The sequence below is a fragment of the Burkholderia sp. MSMB1588 genome, from assembly GCF_001546925.1.
GTDB lineage: Bacteria > Pseudomonadota > Gammaproteobacteria > Burkholderiales > Burkholderiaceae > Burkholderia > Burkholderia humptydooensis.
Genome location: NZ_LNJS01000001.1, coordinates 657,827 through 676,099 on the forward strand (window position 1 = coordinate 657,827; position 18,273 = coordinate 676,099).

The 18,273-nt window shown below is 69.8% G+C and carries 17 protein-coding genes; 11 read left to right on the forward strand and 6 right to left on the reverse strand.

The window, feature by feature from the left end:
* Window positions 1-50 precede the first annotated feature (50 nt).
* On the forward strand, window positions 51-1,475 hold the full coding sequence (locus WS92_RS14695; RefSeq protein WP_059931996.1) for a xylulokinase: 1,425 nt from the start codon (window positions 51-53) through the stop codon (window positions 1,473-1,475).
* A gap of 63 nt (window positions 1,476-1,538) precedes the next feature.
* Here WS92_RS14695 and WS92_RS14700 read toward each other — a convergent pair whose 3' ends face one another.
* Complete coding sequence (locus tag WS92_RS14700; RefSeq protein ID WP_059931998.1) at window positions 1,539-2,573, reverse strand: GlxA family transcriptional regulator; 1,035 nt, start codon at window positions 2,571-2,573, stop codon at window positions 1,539-1,541.
* Window positions 2,574-2,755: 182 nt separating this feature from the next.
* Between WS92_RS14700 and WS92_RS14705 the strand changes: the two genes are divergently transcribed.
* Together WS92_RS14705 and fghA are read left to right on the forward strand one after the other, a co-directional pair.
* Complete coding sequence (locus WS92_RS14705) at window positions 2,756-3,862, forward strand: S-(hydroxymethyl)glutathione dehydrogenase/class III alcohol dehydrogenase (protein ID WP_006024728.1); 1,107 nt, start codon at window positions 2,756-2,758, stop codon at window positions 3,860-3,862.
* Window positions 3,863-3,875: 13 nt separating this feature from the next.
* Window positions 3,876-4,736, forward strand: coding sequence for an S-formylglutathione hydrolase (gene fghA, locus WS92_RS14710; protein WP_082743724.1), 861 nt, complete (start codon window positions 3,876-3,878; stop codon window positions 4,734-4,736).
* 87 nt (window positions 4,737-4,823) lie between these two features.
* Here the strand turns inward: fghA and WS92_RS14715 are convergent, their stop codons facing one another.
* The 4 genes from WS92_RS14715 to WS92_RS14730 form a co-directional block, all read right to left on the reverse strand.
* Window positions 4,824-5,648: a metal ABC transporter permease gene (locus tag WS92_RS14715; protein ID WP_331457922.1), complete on the reverse strand. Its 825-nt coding sequence runs from the start codon at window positions 5,646-5,648 to the stop codon at window positions 4,824-4,826.
* Window positions 5,608-6,492, reverse strand: a complete 885-nt coding sequence (locus tag WS92_RS14720; RefSeq protein WP_041861755.1) for an ABC transporter ATP-binding protein — start codon at window positions 6,490-6,492, stop codon at window positions 5,608-5,610. Before WS92_RS14720 ends, WS92_RS14715 begins: the two co-directional genes overlap by 41 nt.
* Before the next feature lie 34 nt (window positions 6,493-6,526).
* Complete coding sequence (locus WS92_RS14725) at window positions 6,527-7,516, reverse strand: metal ABC transporter solute-binding protein, Zn/Mn family (protein WP_059932000.1); 990 nt, start codon at window positions 7,514-7,516, stop codon at window positions 6,527-6,529.
* Between the two features lie 143 nt (window positions 7,517-7,659).
* Window positions 7,660-8,124 carry a Fur family transcriptional regulator gene (locus tag WS92_RS14730; protein WP_006024733.1) on the reverse strand — a complete coding sequence of 155 codons (465 nt, stop codon included), beginning with the start codon at window positions 8,122-8,124 and terminating at the stop codon, window positions 7,660-7,662.
* Window positions 8,125-8,397: 273 nt separating this feature from the next.
* Between WS92_RS14730 and WS92_RS14735 the strand changes: the two genes are divergently transcribed.
* From WS92_RS14735 to ugpC, 8 genes are all read left to right on the forward strand, one after another.
* Window positions 8,398-9,174: an L-iditol 2-dehydrogenase gene (locus WS92_RS14735; RefSeq protein WP_006024734.1), complete on the forward strand. Its 777-nt coding sequence runs from the start codon at window positions 8,398-8,400 to the stop codon at window positions 9,172-9,174.
* A gap of 4 nt (window positions 9,175-9,178) precedes the next feature.
* The gene (locus WS92_RS14740; protein ID WP_059932002.1) at window positions 9,179-10,135 is read left to right on the forward strand and encodes a sugar kinase; all 957 of its coding nucleotides are present in this window, start codon (window positions 9,179-9,181) and stop codon (window positions 10,133-10,135) included.
* The gene (locus WS92_RS14745; RefSeq protein ID WP_059932005.1) at window positions 10,123-11,556 is read left to right on the forward strand and encodes a D-tagatose-bisphosphate aldolase, class II, non-catalytic subunit; all 1,434 of its coding nucleotides are present in this window, start codon (window positions 10,123-10,125) and stop codon (window positions 11,554-11,556) included. The genes WS92_RS14740 and WS92_RS14745 overlap by 13 nt, the downstream gene beginning before the upstream one ends.
* 50 nt (window positions 11,557-11,606) lie before the next feature.
* Window positions 11,607-12,935: an ABC transporter substrate-binding protein gene (locus WS92_RS14750; RefSeq protein WP_059932007.1), complete on the forward strand. Its 1,329-nt coding sequence runs from the start codon at window positions 11,607-11,609 to the stop codon at window positions 12,933-12,935.
* A 107-nt stretch (window positions 12,936-13,042) separates the two neighbouring features.
* Complete coding sequence (locus WS92_RS14755; RefSeq protein WP_059932009.1) at window positions 13,043-13,987, forward strand: carbohydrate ABC transporter permease; 945 nt, start codon at window positions 13,043-13,045, stop codon at window positions 13,985-13,987.
* On the forward strand, window positions 13,984-14,862 hold the full coding sequence (locus tag WS92_RS14760) for a carbohydrate ABC transporter permease (protein WP_006024739.1): 879 nt from the start codon (window positions 13,984-13,986) through the stop codon (window positions 14,860-14,862). Before WS92_RS14755 ends, WS92_RS14760 begins: the two co-directional genes overlap by 4 nt.
* Window positions 14,859-15,557 carry an HAD family hydrolase gene (locus WS92_RS14765; protein ID WP_059932011.1) on the forward strand — a complete coding sequence of 233 codons (699 nt, stop codon included), beginning with the start codon at window positions 14,859-14,861 and terminating at the stop codon, window positions 15,555-15,557. The genes WS92_RS14760 and WS92_RS14765 overlap by 4 nt, the downstream gene beginning before the upstream one ends.
* A gap of 60 nt (window positions 15,558-15,617) precedes the next feature.
* Window positions 15,618-16,730, forward strand: a complete 1,113-nt coding sequence (gene ugpC, locus WS92_RS14770; RefSeq protein WP_059932012.1) for an ABC transporter ATP-binding protein — start codon at window positions 15,618-15,620, stop codon at window positions 16,728-16,730.
* A gap of 60 nt (window positions 16,731-16,790) precedes the next feature.
* Here the strand turns inward: ugpC and WS92_RS14775 are convergent, their stop codons facing one another.
* Window positions 16,791-18,101, reverse strand: coding sequence for a haloacid dehalogenase-like hydrolase (locus WS92_RS14775; protein WP_006024742.1), 1,311 nt, complete (start codon window positions 18,099-18,101; stop codon window positions 16,791-16,793).
* Between the last annotated feature and the right edge of the window lie 172 nt (window positions 18,102-18,273).

The window sequence follows — 18,273 nt, forward strand, 5'->3', positions numbered from 1 at the left end:
CGGCCCGCAAGGTATCATCGGCGTCGGCTCATTCGAATCCATGTTCCGTTATGCGATATCTCGGCATCGATCTGGGGACCGGGTCCCTCAAGCTCGCGATCGTCGACGGCGACGGCCGCGTGTGCGCGTCGTCGGGCGCCGCGTATGCGGTGGCGACGCCGCAGCCCGGCTGGGCGGAGATCGACGTCGACATATGGTGGCGCGCGCTCGTCGACGCCGCGATGCGGCTGTCCGGGCAGGAACGCGCGCAGGTGCGCGCGATCGGCTTTTCGGGGCAGATGCATGGCGTCGTGCTGGCCGACGCGTCGGGACGCGCGCTGCGGCCCGCGATGCTGTGGCCCGATGCGCGCGCGACCGCGCTCGTCGCACGCTGGCCCGCGTCGCCGAATCCGGTGTCGCCCGGCATGGCGGGGCCGTTGCTCGCGTGGCTCGCCGCGCACGAGCCGCACACGCTGCGCGCCGCGCGCTGGGCGCTGCAACCGAAGGACTGGCTGCGCGTCGCGCTGGGCGGCGACCTCGCGAGCGATCCGTCCGATGCGTGCGCGACCGCGCTCGCCGGCCCGGACGGCGACTGGGACGATGCGCTGATCGCCTCGCTCGGCTTGCCGCGTGCGCTGTTCGCGGCGCCGCGCGCGTCGGACGCGCGGTGCGGCGCGCTGTCGGCCGACGCGGCGCGCGCGCTCGGCCTGCCAGCCGGAATCGCGCTCGCGACGGGCGCGGGCGACACGCCGTGCGCGGCGCTCGGCAGCGGCCTCGCGCATGACGGCGACGCGCTTCTCACGACGGGCACGGGCGGGCAGATCGTCGTGCTGACCGCGCAGGGCGCCGCGCCGCGCGCGGGCCTGCACCGCTATCGCGCGGCGGGCGGCGCGCGCTATTACACGATGGCCGCGATGCAGAACGTCGGGATCGCGCTCGAATCGGCGCGCGGCTGGCTCGTCTATCCGGATTGGCGCGCCGCATACGACGACGCGTTCGGCGCGAGCGCATCGCCGCGGATCAGCTTCCTGCCGTACCTGACGGGCGAGCGCTCACCGTGGATGAATCCCGCCGCGCGCGGCGGCTGGCTCGGCCTGTCGCTCGGCGATTCGCGCGGCGCGCTGATGCGCGCGGCGTTCGAAGGCGTCGCGTTCGCGTTGCGCGCGGGGCTCGACGCGATTCGCGCGGACGGCTCGCCCGTGCGCACGCTGCGGCTCGCGGGCGGCGGCTCGGTCGAGCCGCGCTGGCGGCAACTGCTTGCCGATGCGCTCGATGTCGAGCTGCACGCGGTCGACGGCGCGGACGCCGCCGCGCGCGGCGCGGCGCTGCTCGGCGGCGTCGCGGCGGGGCGCTGGCGCGCGGCGGAGCTCGCCGCGCTCGCGCCGGGCGCGACGCGCGTCGCCGCGCCGACGCACGATGCGGCGCTCGCCGCGCGCCACGCGCGTTTCATCGACCTGTATCGGCGGACCGAAGGGTGGTTCGACGCAGGCGGGTGAGCCGGTCCGCCGCGCCGGCGGGATGCGCTTCGCATGAGTTGCATGGCCGCCGCGCCCAATGCGTCAGTTCGCGTCGCCGCTCACCGGCACGTCGCGCACGCCGGTGCCGGAGAACCGCTCTCGATACGCGCCGGGCGTCACGCCGAGGCGGCGCATGAATACGCGCCGCAACTGGTCGTCGGAATGAAACCCGCTGCGCACGGCGACCGTCTTCAGCGGCAGCGTTTCCTGCTCGAGCAGGCGGCGCGCTTTTTCGAGCCGCGCGATTTCGATGAATTCGGCCGGGCGATAGCCGGTCTCCCGCACGAACACGCGGACGAAGTTGCGCTCGCTCATCGCGGCGCGCTTCGCGAGCTGCGCGATGCCCAGACGCTCGTCGAGCGAGTTCAGGATCCAGTCCTGGACGTCGCGGACCGACGCGTGCGCGGTCATCTGGCTCGCCAGATACACGCTGAACTGCGACTGGCCGCCCGGCCGCCTCAGATAGATCACGAGATCGCGCGCGACGGCGAGCGCGATCTCGCGGCCGAGATCCTCCTCGACCATCGCGAGCGCGAGATCGAGACCGGCCGTGACGCCCGCCGACGTCCACACGTTGCCTTCCCGGACGAAGATCGCATCGGGCTCCACCTTCACCGCCGGATAGCGCGCCTGCAACATGGGGGCGACGCTCCAGTGCGTCGTCGCGCGGCAGCCGTCGAGCATTCCGGACTCGGCGAGAAAGAAGCAGCCCGAGCACAGCCCGACCATCCGGCCGATGCGGCGCGACACGTCGCGGCACCATCCGACGAGCATCGACGTGTCGCGCAGCGCGCGCTCGATGTCGCGCGCGCCGACGACGATCGCCGTGTCCGGCACGGCGAGCGTGTCGAGCGCCTTTGTCGCCTCGAGCACGATGAGGGTGTCGGACTTGACCGGGCCCTTCGCGGGCGCGGCGATCTGAAGATCGTAGACGGGTGCGAGCCCGGCGGCGGCGAGCCGCGCATTCGCGTAGTCGAACACGTTGATGACGCCGACGGCCTCGATTGCCTTGAATCCCGGATAGATCACGACGTCGACGGTCGTCGTCCGATGCCGGGGGGAAATTTCCGCTGCCATGCCGCTTCACCATCGACTTGCCGAGACCGCGCCGATCTTAACCCACTTGGTGCGGCACGGCCGCCCGAGCCTGACAACTTTCCGCCGAATCCTGCCAATTTCCGCGCCGCAGCCGCCGGGCCGGCCGCGCATGCGGCTACACTGGGCGATATTCCATCCTGTGACTTCTCCGGAGAACACGCATGAAGACGAAAGCCGCGATCGCCTGGAAGGCGGGCGAACCGCTGACGATCGAAGAGGTCGATCTCGAAGGACCGCGCGCGGGCGAGGTACTGATCGAAGTGAAGGCCACCGGCATCTGCCACACCGATTACTACACGCTGTCGGGTGCGGACCCCGAAGGCCTCTTCCCGGCGATCCTCGGGCACGAGGGCGCGGGCGTCGTCGTCGATGTCGGGCCGGGCGTCGGCACGCTGAAGAAGGGCGATCACGCGATTCCGCTCTACACGCCCGAATGCCGCGAGTGCAAGTTCTGCCTGTCTCGCAAGACGAACCTGTGCCAGAAGATCCGCGCGACGCAAGGGCGCGGCCTGATGCCGGACGCGACGTCGCGCTTCTCGATCGGCGGCAAGCCGATTTTCCACTACATGGGCACGTCGACGTTCTCGAACTACATTGTCGTCCCCGAGATCGCGGTGGCGAAGGTGCGCGAGGACGCGCCGTTCGACAAGATCTGCTATATCGGCTGCGGCGTGACGACGGGCGTGGGCGCGGTCGTCTACTCGGCGAAGGTCGAGGCGGGCGCGAACGTCGTCGTGTTCGGCCTGGGCGGCATCGGCCTGAACGTGATCCAGGGCGCGAAGATGGTGGGCGCGGACAAGATCATCGGCGTCGACATCAACCCGAAGCGCGTCGCGCTCGCGAAGAAGTTCGGCATGACGCACTTCATCGACCCGAACGAGGTCGAGAACGTCGTCGATCACATCGTGCAGCTCACCGACGGCGGCGCCGACTACTCGTTCGAATGCATCGGCAACGTGAAGGTGATGCGCCAGGCGCTCGAGTGCACGCACAAGGGCTGGGGCCAGTCGTTCATCATCGGCGTGGCGGCGGCGGGCGAGGAGATCAGCACGCGGCCGTTCCAGCTCGTGACGGGCCGCGAGTGGAAGGGCTCCGCGTTCGGCGGCGCGCGCGGGCGCACCGACGTGCCGAAGATCGTCGACTGGTACATGGAAGGCAAGATCAACATCGACGACCTGATCACGCACACGCTGCCGCTCGAGAAGATCAACGACGGCTTCGACCTGATGAAGAAGGGCGAGTCGATCCGCTCGGTCGTGCTGTACTGATCAGGAGTCTTGCATGGGGACGACGATGCTCGAACTCGTTTCGTCGCACGCGTGTCACGGCGGCGAGCAGCGCTTCTATCGGCACGCGTCGAAGACGATCGGATTGCCGATGAAGTTCTCTGCGTACCTGCCGCCGCAGGCTGCGCACGGCTGCGTGCCGGCGCTGTTCTATCTCGCGGGGCTCACGTGCACCGAGGAGACGTTTGCGATCAAGGCGGGCGCGCAGCGCTTCGCCGCGCAGCACGGCATCGCGCTCGTCGCGCCCGATACGAGCCCGCGCGGCGCGCTTGTGCCGGGCGAGGCGGATGCGTGGGATTTCGGCGTCGGAGCGGGCTTCTACCTGAACGCGACCGAGGCGCCGTGGTCGACGCACTGGCGGATGGAGTCATACGTCGCCGATGAGCTGCGCGGCGTGGCCGCGGCCGAGCTGCCGATCGACGGCGCGCGGCTCGGGATCTTCGGCCACTCGATGGGCGGCCACGGCGCGCTCGTGCTCGCGCTGCGCCATCCGGACCTGTATCGCTCGGTGTCGGCGTTCGCGCCGATCGCCGCGCCGTCGCGCTGCCCGTGGGGCGAGAAGGCGTTTTCGGGCTATCTCGGCGCCGATCGCGAAGCGTGGAAGCAGTACGACGCGAGCGAGCTCGTCGCGCGCGCCGACGCGAAGCGGTTCGCCGAAGGCATCCTGATCGATCAGGGGCTCGCCGACCCGTTCCTGCCGACGCAGCTCAACCCCGACGTGTTCGAGGCCGCGTGCCGCGCGGCGGGCCAGCCGCTCACGCTGCGCCGTCACGCGGGCTACGATCACGGCTACTACTTCATCTCGACGTTCATCGCCGATCACATCGAGCATCACGCGCGCGTGCTCGGCCGATGAGCCGGTGAGCGCGCGTGACGCGGCGCGTTGTGTCGCGTCGCGCCGAACATCGAGCGACTCGCTTCGCGAGCCGCCGCGCGTCATGCTTCACGCGTGATGCCGTTTCCCCATGAGGCTCGCGCCGTAGACGAGCGCCGACAGCGCGGTGATCCAGAAGCTCGTCGGCCAGTCAGTGTAGTACGCGAGCGCGATGCCGAGCCATGCTTCGCCGAGCGCGAACGCGGCCGCGAGCCAGACGCCCGCCGACAGCCGCGTCGCGAGATTCTGCGCGGCGGCGGCCGGCCCGACGAGCAGCGTGAACACGAGCAGCACGCCGACGATCTGCGTGCACGCGGCGACGGCGAGCGCGCAGATCGACAGGAACAGGATCGACACGAGCCGCAGCGACACGCCTTTCGCCTCCGCGAGCTCCGGCTGCAGCGACGCGAACAGGAGCGGCCGCGCGATCGCCGCCAGCGCGGCGAGGCTCACCGCGCCGATCGCGGCGAGCACGACGAGCGTGGCGTGGTTCACGCCGAGCACGTTGCCGAACAGCAGCGCCGTGACCTGCGTCGCGTAGCTCGTGTAGAAATGCAGGAACAGCAGCCCGCAGCCGAGCGCGACCGACAGGATCACGCCGATCGCGACGTCGCGGCCCGCGAGCCGCTCGCCGAGCGCGCCCATCCCGATGCCGGCGGCGAGCGTGAAGCCGAGCATCCCCCAGATCGGCGACAGCCCGAACAGCGCCGCGCCCGTCGCGCCGGTGAAGCCGACGTGCGACAGCGCATGGCCCGCGAACGTCTGCCCGCGCAGCACGAGGAAGTAGCCGACGATGCCCGCGAGCACGGCGACGATCCCCGCCGCCGCGAACGCGTTGATCATGAATTCGTATTCAAACATCGTGTGAGTGCCCGCCGCCGTGTGAATGCGCATGCCCGTGACCGTGCGCGTGGCCATGATCGTGTCCGTGACCGTGGTCGCGCTCGTCCTCGTGCCCGTGATCGTGCTTCTCGATTTCGACGCCGCCGGACATCACGAAGATGCGCCCGTTCACGCGCATCACGTCGATCGGCGAGCCGTACAGGCGCGACAGCACGGGCTTCGTGATCACTTCGTCGACGGTGCCGAGCGCCGCGACGCCGTTGCCGAGATACAGCACGCGGTCGAGCGCGTTCAGGAGCGGATTGAGCTCGTGCGCGGAGAACAGCACGGTGATGCCGAGCTCGCGCTGCACGCGCCGCACGAGCTCGACGACGCCGCGCTGATGGTTCGGATCGAGGCTGATGAGCGGCTCGTCGAGCAGCAGCAGCTTCGGCGTGCCGAGCAGGCACTGCGCGAGCAGGAGACGCTGGCGCTCGCCGCCGGAGAGTTCGGACAGCGGCCGTTTCGCGAGCGAGCCAGCGTCGACGAGATCGAGCACGCGATCGACGTCGGCCGCGACCGCGGCGCTCGCGTGCGGCAGCCCCCAGCGGTGGCCGTCTGCCGCCATCGCGACGAAGTCGCGGCCGCGCACGCGCCGCCCGGCGAGCGCGCTGCGGATCTGCGGCATGTAGCCGATCGCCGGATTGCCGCGCGCCACGGGCTCGCCCGCGACGCGAATCGCGCCGGACTGCGCGGGCACGAGGCCGAGCACGGCGCGCATCAGCGTCGTCTTGCCCGCGCCGTTCGGCCCGAGCACGCCGACGAATTCGCCGGGCTCGACGGCGAAGCTCACGTCGCGCAGGATCGTGCGGCCGCCGAGCGCGAGCGTCACGCGATCGAGTTCGAGCGCATGCATGGGGTGGGTCATGTCGTTGCCATCGCGAACGTCGTTACGGGCGCGCGCCGAGCGCGGCGGCGAGCGCGTCGAGCTGCGCGAGCATCCATTGCTGGAAGGTCTTGCCGGCGGGCTGCGTCTCCGTGACGCTCACGATCGGCACGCGCGCGTCCCGCGCGAGCCCGAGCATGCGCTTCGTCATCGGCTCGACCGCCTGGCTGTTGTAGATCAGCACGCGCACCTGGCGCTTCCTCAGGTCGTTCTCGAACGCGGCGATGTCGGCGGGGCTCGCCTCGGTGCTGTTCATCGTCGCGAGCTGGAAGCGCTGGTTGCGCATGTCGAGCCCGATCGCGTCGGCCATGTAGCCGAACACGGGCTCCGTCGCGGTCACGGGCGCGCCCTTGTAGCGCGCGCGCAGCTCGGCCACCTTCGCGTCGATCGGCTTCAGCGACGCGATGAACTTCGAGAGATTCGCATCGTACTCGGCCTTGTGCGCGGGGTCCGCCGAGCCGAGCGCCGCGGCGAGCGCGCGCGCGGCGGCGGGCATCGTCGCCGGGTCGTACCACAGGTGCGGGTTGTCGCCCGCCTTCTTGCCGACGAGCTCGGCGACGACGACGGTCGCGCGCTTCGCGTTCTTCGACGCGGCGAGGAGCTTCGCCATCCACGGATCGTAGTCGGCGCCGTTGTAGATCACGAGATCCGCGCGCTGCAGCTCGCGCGCGACCTTCGGGCTCGCCTCGAACAGATGCGGGTCCTGATCGGGATTGCTGAGGATGTTCGACACGGCGACGCGCGCGCCGCCGATCTGCTTCGCGACGTCGCCGTAGAAGTTCTCGGCGGCGACGACCTTGAGCGTCGCGTTTTGCGCGAACGCGGCGCCCGTGAGCGCGAGCGCGGCGACGCCGGCGGCGAGCGTGCGCGCTGCGCGCAGCAGCGGCGACGCGCGCAGCTCGAGCGCCGGGCGCGCGGAGCGCGACGAGTGCGCCGGGCCCGGCGAAGAGGCGAACTTGCGCAGCGGCGCGCGCAACGTGGCGGCAAGGGACATGTGGTTGATCCTCGATTCGGTTGACGGAATGAAAGGCCGGAAAAAGCAAAAGCCGGGAAAAGCGGCCGGCCGCTCGGTCAGGCGGCCAGCCCGGTGACCAACCGGGCGAGCCGCCCCGCGGCCGGAAAGCGCGGCGGGCGGGTTCAGCCGTGGTGCGCGTGCTTCGTCTTGCACTGTCCGCACAGGCCGGTCAGCTCGACGACTTGCCGATGCACCTCGAAGCCGTGCGCGGGCGCGCTCGACGACAGTTGCTTCGCGAGATCGCCGCCGGGAATCTCGACGGTGTCGCCGCATTCCTCGCAGATCAGGAATTGCCCTTCGTGCGGCTTGCCGATCTCGCAGCACGCGATGAACGCGTTCTTCGATTCGATCCGGTGGATGAAGCCGTGCTCGACGAGAAATTCGAGCGCGCGGTAGACGGTCGTCGGCGGCACGCGGCCGCGCTGCGGCTCGAGTTCGGCGAGCAGATCGTACGCGCCGATCGGCCGGCCGGCGGCGAGCACGCGCTCGTAGACCTGGCGGCGCAGCGGCGTCCACGCGAGGCCGTGCTCGGCGGCGAACGCGTCGGCGCGGGAAAGGCGGGCGGCGAGGGAGTGGGTCGAGGCCATCGTGCGAACCGGTCGGCGGGGAGATGGCGTGATGATATAACGTATCTGGCCGCGCCGCATCCCCGTGCCGCCCGCCTTGCCCGTCGCCTTTGTTCCGCGCGCTCCGCCCGGGATCGCAATGCGGCGGCGCATCATCGAAACACCGATTTCCCGCCTTGACAGTGCCGGTTTCGTGGTCGATCATTCGTTCGCTGATAGAGCAAATGATCGGTTGGTGGGCGAACGCTCGGCTCCACGGCCGGCGGCACGACGTATAACGAATCGGAGACACCAGTGAGACTGCAGCAGAAGGTCGCGATCCTGACGGGTGCGGCAAGCGGTATCGGCGAAGCGGTGGCGCGACGCTATCTGGAGGAGGGCGCGCGCTGCGTCCTCGTCGATCTGAAACCGGCCGACGGCGCGCTCGCGCGGCTCATCGGCGCGCATGCCGAGCGCGCGATCGCCGTGTCGGCGGACGTCACGCGCCGCGACGACATCGCGCGCATCGTCGCCACCGCCGTCGAGCGCTTCGGCGGCGTCGACATCCTGTTCAACAACGCGGCGCTCTTCGATATGCGCCCGCTCCTCGACGAATCGTGGGACGTGTTCGACCGCCTGTTCGCCGTCAACGTGAAGGGCATGTTCTTCCTGATGCAGGCGGTCGCGCAGCGGATGGTCGAGCAGGGGCGCGGCGGCAAGATCATCAACATGTCGTCGCAGGCGGGACGCCGCGGCGAGGCGCTCGTGTCGCACTACTGCGCGACGAAGGCCGCGGTGCTGAGCTATACGCAGTCGGCCGCGCTCGCGCTCGCCAAGCACGGGATCAACGTGAACGGCATCGCGCCGGGCGTCGTCGACACGCCGATGTGGGAGCAGGTCGATGCCCTCTTCGCCCGCTACGAGAACCGGCCGCTCGGCGAGAAGAAGCGGCTCGTCGGCGAAGCGGTGCCGCTCGGCCGGATGGGCGTGCCCGACGATCTGACGGGCGCCGCGCTCTTTCTCGCATCGGCGGACGCCGACTACATCACCGCCCAGACGCTGAACGTCGACGGCGGCAACTGGATGAGCTGACATCATGGCCGCGATCGTCGCCGCGGGCGAGCTGCTCGCCGAATTCGTCGCCGCGAAGCGCGGCCAGGGCTTCGACGCGCCGGGCGAGTTCGCCGGCCCGTTCCCGAGCGGCGCGCCCGCGATCTTCGCCGATCAGGCGGCGCGCATGGGCACGTCGGTCGCGTATGCGGGCTGCGTCGGCCGCGACGCGTTCGGCGATGCGATCGTCGCGCGGCTCGCGGGCCACGGCGTCGACGTCGCGCGCATCCGCCGCGGCTCGCGGCCCACGGGCATCGCGTGCGTCGCGTATCGCGCGGACGGCGGCCGGCAATTCGTGTTCAGCATCGAAGGCAGCGCGAGCGCGCTGCTCGAGCCGGCCGACGTCGATCCGTCGATGTTCGCGGGCTGCCGCTATTTCCACGTGATGGGCTCGTCGCTCACGAGCGAGAACGCGATCGCCGCGGTCAAGCGCGGCGTGATCGAGGCGGCGCGCGTCGGCGCAAAGATCTCGTTCGATCCGAACGTGCGCGCCGAAATGCTCGCGTTCGCGCCGATGCGCGCGGCGCTGCACGACATGCTCGACGCGTGCCACCTGTTCCTGCCGAGCGAGGCCGATCTGCCGTTCTTCTGCGGACCGCAGCCGGCCGAGCGCGCGATCGCGGGGCTGCTCGCGACGCATCCGCTTCTCGAGCGCGTCGTGCTCAAGCGCGGCGCGGCGGGCAGCGCCGCGTTCGACCGCACGGGCAGCGTCGCCGCGCCCGCCTACGAGACCGTCGAAATCGATCCGACGGGCGCGGGCGACTGTTTCGGCGGCACGTTCGTCGCGTGCACGATCGCGGGGCTGCCCGTCGCGACCGCGCTCGCGCGCGCGAATGCGGCGGGCGCGCTTGCGGTGTCGCGCGTCGGGCCGATGGAGGGCAACAGCATGCCGGACGACATCGACCGTTTTCTCGCCGAGCGGGGTGTGCGATGCGCAGCGTGAGCACGGTCGCCGAACGCCCGCGCGCGGGCGACCACGCGCAGTTGCTGCGCGAGATCTTCGACGCGAACCGCGCGGGCCGCGCGAGCGGCATCTATTCGGTATGCAGCGCGCATCGCCTCGTGCTCGAAGCAGCGTTCGAAGCGGCGCGCGCCGACGAATCGCCGCTGCTCGTCGAGGCGACCTGCAATCAGGTCAATCATCGCGGCGGCTATACCGGGATGACGCCCGCGGATTTTCGGCGCGACGTCGACGCGCTCGCGCGCGACGCGGGCTTTCCGGCGCAGGCGCTGATTCTCGGCGGCGATCATCTCGGCCCGAATCCGTGGCGGCATCTCGCCGCGCGCGATGCGATGCGCGAGGCGCGGGCGATGGTCGCCGCGTACGTCGGCGCGGGCTTCACGAAGATCCATCTCGACGCGAGCATGGCGTGCGCGGACGACGCCGCGCCGCTGTCCGACGAGACGATCGCCGAGCGCGCCGCGCAGTTGTGCGCGGCCGCCGAGGAAGCGGCGGCCGTGGCGGGCGTATCGCCCGTCTACGTGATCGGCACCGAGGTGCCGACGCCGGGCGGCGAGGTGAGCGCGGCGGCAACGGGCACGGCCAACGATGCGGACGACGAAGCGAATCGGCCGGCGTGCGATGCGCGCGATGTGCACGGCGAGGCGGCCGATGGCGGCGGCGCGTTTTCGCAGATCGAAGTCACGCGCGCCGACAGCGTGAGCGCGACGCTCGCCGCGCACCGCGACGCCTTCGCGCGGTGCGGCTTGCAGCATGCATGGTCGCGCGTGATCGCGATCGTCGCGCAGCCGGGCGTCGATTTCGACGATCGCCGCGTGCTCGACTACGATCCGGCGCGCGCGGCCGCGCTCGGCGCGAGCATCCTGCGCACGCCGCCGCTCGTGTTCGAAGCGCATTCGACCGACTATCAGACGGAAGGCGCGCTCGCCGCGCTCGTGCGCGATCACTTCGCGATCCTGAAGGTCGGGCCGGCGCTGACGTTCGCGCTGCGCGAGGCGCTGTTCGCGCTGACCTACATCGAGGACGCGCTCTTCGACGATGCGTCCAAGCGCTCGCAACTGCGCGACGTGATCGACGCGGCGATGCGCGAGCGCCCCGAATACTGGGCGCCGTATTACCGCGGCGACGCGCTCGCGCAGCGGATCGCGCGCCAGTTCAGCTACAGTGACCGGATTCGCTATTACTGGCTGCAGCCCGCGGTCGCGGCGGCGCTCGAGCGCCTTTTCGACAACCTCGCGCGCCGCGCGCCGCCTGAGACGCTCGTCGCGCAATGGCTGCCCGACGTGTACGCGGCATGCCGGCGCGGCGCGCTCGCGCGCGAGCCCGTCGCGTGGGTGCGCCACCGGGTCCGGGACGTGATCTCGCGCTACGCGCGCGCGTGCGGGATGCAGCAAAGCGCTTGAAGCAGTCCGCCCGCCGGGCGGCAACACGATATCAAAACAGGAGACATGCCATGCAACGAAAGACGCTCATCGCCGCCGCCGCACGCGTTGCCGCGCTCGTCGCGCTCGCGTCGCCGGCGCTCGCCGCGCAGGCGGCGACGCTGACGATCGCGACGCTCAACAACCCGGACATGATCGAGCTGAAGAAGCTGTCGTCCGCGTTCGAGAAGGCGAACCCGGACATCCGGCTCAACTGGGTGATCCTCGAGGAGAACGTGCTGCGCCAGCGCGCGACGACCGACATCACGACGGGCAGCGGCCAGTTCGACGTGATGGCGATCGGCACGTACGAGGCGCCGCAGTGGGGCAAGCGCGGCTGGCTCGCGCCGATGACGAACCTCTCCGCCGATTACGACCTGAACGACGTGATCAAGACGGCGCGGGATTCGCTGTCGTACAACGGCCAGCTTTACGCGCTGCCGTTCTACGTAGAGAGCTCGATGACGTTTTACCGGAAAGATCTGTTCGCGGCGAAGGGCCTGAAGATGCCCGAGCAGCCGACCTACGACCAGATCGCCGAATTCGCCGACAAGCTGACCGACCGCGCGAACGGCACCTACGGGATCTGCCTGCGCGGCAAGGCGGGCTGGGGCGAGAACATGGCGTACGTGTCGACGGTCGTCAACACGTTCGGCGGCCGCTGGTTCGACGAGAACTGGAACGCGCAGCTCACGTCGCCCGAGTGGAAGAAGGCGATCAACTTCTACGTGAACCTGCTGAAGAAGAACGGGCCGCCGGGCGCGAGCTCGAACGGCTTCAACGAGAACCTGACGCTCACCGCGTCGGGCAAGTGCGCGATGTGGATCGACGCGACGGTCGCCGCCGGCATGCTGTACAACAAGCAGCAGTCGCAGGTCGCGGACAGGATCGGCTTCGCGGCGGCGCCGGTGGCCGTCACGCCGAAGGGCTCGCATTGGCTGTGGGCGTGGGCGCTCGCGATTCCGAAGACATCGAAGCAACAGGACGCGGCGAAGAAGTTCGTCATGTGGGCGACGTCGAAGCAGTACGTCGAGATGGTCGGCAAGGACGAGGGCTGGGCGTCGGTGCCGCCGGGCACGCGCCAGTCGACCTATCAGCGCGCCGAGTACAAGGCCGCCGCGCCGTTCTCCGATTTCGTGCTGAAGGCGATCCAGACCGCCGATCCGACCGATCCGTCGCTGAAGAAGGTGCCGTACACGGGCGTCCAGTACGTCGGGATTCCTGAATTCCAGTCGTTCGGCACGGTGGTCGGCCAGGCGATCGCGGGGGCGGTCGCGGGCCAGATGAGCGTCGATCAGGCGCTCGCCGCGGGGCAGGCGGCGGCCGACCGCGCGGTGCGCCAGGCCGGCTACCGGAAGTGAAGCGCCGCACGCGCGGCGCCCGATGCGGGCGCGGCGCGCACGGCATCGCAGCAGCGCGGGCGGCAAGCGGGGTGCGCGCCCGCGCATCGAAAGAGGTGGTCCCGATCATGCGTCACTTACGTCTTCCTCTCGCTCACTCGGCGTCGCTCGGCGACGCGGGGCCCGTTGCCGACGAGCGCGCGCGCGGCAAGCCGGCGCGCTGGCTCGCCGCGCCGCCCGTCGCCGTGCTGTTCCTGTGGATGGCGATTCCGCTTGCGATGACGATCTGGTTCTCGCTCACGCGCTACAACTTGCTGAATCCCGACGTCAAGGGTTTCGCGGGCCTCGACAACTACCGCTTCCTCGCGACCGATCCGTCGTTTTTGCCCGCGATCTGGCACACGCTCGCGCTGATCGGCTCGGTGCTCGCGATCACGGTCGCGGGCGGCGTGCTGATGGCCGTGCTGTTCGACCGCAAGTTCTACGGGCAGGGCGTCGCGCGCCTCATCGCGATCGCGCCGTTCTTCGTGATGCCGACGGTGTCGGCGCTCATCTGGAAGAACATGATCCTGCATCCGGTGTACGGGCTCGTCGCGCGCGCGATGCGCGCGCTCGGCATGCAGCCGATCGACTGGTTCGCGCAGTATCCGCTCACGTCGATCGTGATGATCGTCGCATGGCAGTGGCTGCCGTTCGCGTTCCTGATTCTTTTCACCGCGATCCAGTCGCTCGACCAGGAGCAGAAGGAGGCCGCGCGGATCGACGGCGCGGGCCCCGTCGCGATGTTCTTCTACATCACGCTGCCGCACCTGAAGCGCGCGATCGCGGTCGTCGTGATGATGGAGACGATCTTCCTGCTGTCGATCTTCGCGGAAATCTATACGACCACGGGCGGCGGCCCGGGCGACGCGACGACGAACCTGTCGTACCTGATCTACGCGCTCGGGCTGCAGCAGTTCGACGTCGGGCTCGCGTCGGCGGGCGGCATTCTCGCCGTCGTGCTCGCGAACGTCGTGTCGTTCTTCCTCGTGAGAATGCTCGCGCGGAATCTGAAAGGGGAGTACGAAGCATGAGCGATCTGACCGCATCGACTTCACACGGCGCGCCGCGCGGCGCGGGCGGCGGGCTGCCCGCCGCGCTCGGCGCGGTGAGGCGCGCGCTGCCCGGCGTGCTCGCGTGGCTCGTCGCGCTCGCGCTGTTCTTCCCGATCTTCTGGATGGCGATCACCGCGTTCAAGACCGAGCAGCAGGCGTATTCGTCGGCGCTCTTCTTCGTGCCGACGCTCGACAGCTTCCGCGAGGTGTTCGCGCGCAGCAACTACTTCGCGTTCGCGTGGAACTCGGTGCTGATCTCGGCGGGCGTGACCGTGATCTGCCTGCTCTTCGCCGTGCCCGCCGCGTACGCGATGGCGTTCTTCCCGGGCAGGCGCACGCAGAAAGTGCTGCTGTGGATGCTGTCGACGAAGATGATGCCGTCCGTCGGCGTGCTCGTGCCGATCTATCTGATGTGGAAGAACGCGGGCCTGCTCGATACCGTCTCGGGGCTCGTGATCGTCTACACGCTGATCAACCTGCCGATCGCGGTGTGGATGACGTTCACGTACTTCAACGAGATTCCGAAGGACATCCTCGAGGCGGGGCGCATCGACGGCGCGTCGACGTGGCAGGAGATCGTCTATCTGCTGATGCCGATGGCGCTGCCGGGCCTCGCGTCGACCGCGCTGCTGCTCGTGATCCTGTCGTGGAACGAGGCGTTCTGGAGCATCAATCTGTCGAGCTCGAACGCCGCGCCGCTGACCGTGTTCATCGCGTCGTATTCGAGCCCGGAAGGGCTCTTCTGGGCGAAGCTGTCGGCGGCGTCGCTGCTCGCGGTCGCGCCGATCCTCGTCGTCGGCTGGCTGTCGCAGAAGCAGCTCGTGCGCGGCCTCACGTTCGGGGCGGTCAAATGACGACAGACACGAACGACGCGCGCGTGCTCGTCTGCGATTGCGACGGCGTGCTGATCGACAGCGAGACGATCGCGGCCGACGTGCTCGTGCGCGAGCTCGAGGCGCGCTGGCCGGGCGTCGCGGCGCGGCCGATCGTGATGCCGCTCCTCGGCCTGCGCACCGAGCGCGTGCTCGGCTGCGCGAGCGCGCGCGCAGGCCGTGCGCTCGCCGATTCGGACGTCGAAGCGATTCGGCGCAGCGTCGAGGCGGCCGCGGTTCAGGCGCCGATCGTCGACGGCATCGATGCTGCGCTCGCGCAGATCGATCTGACGATCGCGTGCGCGAGCAACAGCCGCCGGCCTTACGTCGACGCCGCGCTGCGCCGCACGGGCCTCAAGCGTTTCTTCGGCGAGCGCCTGTTCTGCGCGGACGGCGTCGCGCGCCCGAAGCCCGCGCCCGATGTTTATCTGGCCGCCGCGCAAACGCTCGGCGTCGCGCCGCGGCAATGCCTCGTCGTCGAGGACAGCGCGACCGGCGTGACGGCCGCATCGGCGGCGGGCATGACGGTGCTCGGCTTCGTCGGCGGCGGCCACGCGTCGCCGCGGCAGGTCGACGCGCTGCGCGGAATCGGCGCGCAGCGCGTGTTCGACGACATGCGCGAGCTGCCCGGCCTCGTCTCGCGGTGGGTCGAGACGGGTGGGGTCGAGCCGCACTGAACGATCGCGCCGCGCGCGCCCGATGCGCCGCGCGGCCGCACAACTGAACGGAGACAAATCATGGCAAGCGTGCTCCTGCGCAATATCGGCAAGCGCTACGACGACAACGAAGTGCTGCGCAACGTGAATCTCGACATCGCCGACGGCGAGTTCGTCGTGTTCGTCGGGCCGAGCGGCTGTGGCAAATCCACGCTGATGCGGATGATCGCCGGGCTCGAGGACATCTCGGACGGCGACCTGCTGATCGACGGCGCGAAGGTCAACGACGTGCCGAGCGCGAAGCGCGGCATCGCGATGGTGTTCCAGTCGTATGCGCTCTATCCGCACATGACGCTCTACGACAACATGGCGTTCGGCCTGAAGCTCGCGGGCGCGAAGAAGCAGGAGATCGACGACGCGGTCAGGCAGGCGGCGAGGATCCTGCACATCGATCACCTGCTCGACAGGAAGCCGAAGCAACTGTCGGGCGGACAGCGGCAGCGCGTCGCGATCGGCCGCGCGATCACGAGGAAGCCGAAGGTGTTCCTGTTCGACGAGCCGCTGTCGAACCTCGACGCGGCGCTGCGCGTGAAGATGCGGCTCGAGTTCGCGCGGCTGCACGACGAGCTGAGGACGACGATGATCTACGTGACGCACGACCAGGTGGAGGCGATGACGCTCGCCGACAAGATCGTCGTGCTGTCGGCGGGCAGCGTGCAGCAGGTCGGCGCGCCGAACGAGCTGTATCACGCACCCGCGAACCAGTTCGTCGCGGGCTTCATCGGCTCGCCGAAGATGAATTTTCTCGCGGGCGTCGTCGAATCGGCGTCGGCCGACGGCGTGCTCGTGCGCTTCGAATCGGACGAGACGCAGCGCGCCGCGGTCGACGCGCCGACGCTGCGCGCGGGCGAGCGCGTGACGGTCGGTATCCGGCCCGAGCACCTGCACGTCGGCGCGACGGGCGGCGACGGCGTCGTCGCGCGGACGATGGCTGTCGAATCGCTCGGCGACGCCGCGTATCTGTATGCGGAATCGGCCGTCGCGCCGGACGGGCTGATCGCGCGCATTCCGCCGCTCGATACGCATCGGGCGGGCGAGCGGCTGCGCGTCGGCGCGCAGCCCGAGCACTGCCATCTGTTCGACGCCAACGGGCGCGCGTTCAAGCGCAAGCCGAAGCACGCGTTGGCGGCGTGACGCGGCGGCGGGCCGTGCGGGCCGCCCGATACGTATCGCGCGGCCCGCGCGCCGTCGCGATCACGCGAGCAGCTTGGGCTCGCGTTTGCCGTACTTGATCGAGCGCTCGTCGGCGACCATCAGCCCGGTGTTCTCGTCGCGCCCCTGCAGCACGAGACGCGCGTTCGCCGCGCCGATCTGCTCGGCCGCCATGCGGCTGTCGAGACCGATCTCGCCTTTCTTCATCCGGTTGACGATCACGCCGACCGCGGTGTCGGCGAAGTCGCGCAGCATCCACGCGTCGCCGTCGCTGTCGCCGAATACGAAGAGCGGCCCGTAGCCCTTCTTCGACTCCAGTTCGCGGCGGATGCCGACCGTCTTGCCCGGCCCGTAGTTGAAGTGCCAGTTCGGCAGGTATTCGTTGACGTACTTGCCGTCCGCCATGACGAGCCGCATGCCGATCACGTTCTCGGCGGGCACGCCGTAGCCGAACGCCGGATGGCCCGCGAACACGCGCACGACGTCGTCGAGCGACGCGGTGCTGATGTACACGTCGATGCCGTTCGAGCGCAGCGTGTCCATCACCGCGCGGATTTCCTCATGGATGCGGATGCCATGGAAGTGCGTCGCGGCAATGACGCCCGCCTTGCCCGGCAGCGCGCGCGAGCTTTCGTAGGTGATCTTGCGCAGCGCGTCGCCGAGATTCGCGAGGTTGCTGTCGAACGCCATCGCCTGCAACTCGTCGCGCGTCATTCCCGCATACCAGTACATGATCCACTTGTAGCCTATCTCGACCGGGTACGTGTCGCAGATCGCGTCGTACATGAAGTAGAGCTTCGCGCGGAAATCCAGGAACCGCTCGCTGCGTCGGATCTCGTCGAGCGGCTTGTCGCCGGCGAGGCCCCGGTAGTTCGCGTGCAGCCACCGGTAATCGGCGTCGACGTCGGCCGCGATGTCCTCCATCCGCACGGGCTTGCCGTCGACGGTCGTATAGCCGAGCTTCGCGTCGAACGGGCCGTCGGGCACGCCCTGGCGCAGGATCGCGGCGAACTGCCCGGGCGTCAGCCGGTAGTGCAGCCCGTCGATCTGATGCATCAGCAACGCCTCTTCGCAGTCGTTCATGATGCTCGTGTTGTCCCAGTCGAACACTGCGTACGGGCGGCGCTCGGCGCGGTAGCGCGGGCTCGACGCGCCATGCTCGGCGAGCACCGCGCGCAGCCGCGCGACGTTGTTCGGCGACCAGCGGCCGGGCGTGAGCGACAGCGGGGCCGCGGGCGGGGCGGATGCGTCGGGCGCGCCGGATGCGGCGCGCGCCGGGGACCATGCGGCAGCCGCGAGCGCGGCCGAGGCGCTCGCGACCGAGCGCACGAAGTGTCGACGTCCTGTTTTCATCGAGTTCTCCGAAGGGGGATTCGCACGCCGAAGCCGGGCGGACCGCGCGGCCGCCCGCTGATCCGCCGGAACAGGCGGGTGCCGCCCAGCATCGTCGCCCATAAAACGGCGCGCCCGACGAAATCGGACATCCGGATGTCGAAATGCGACCGACGCGCGCGGCTTGCTCCGC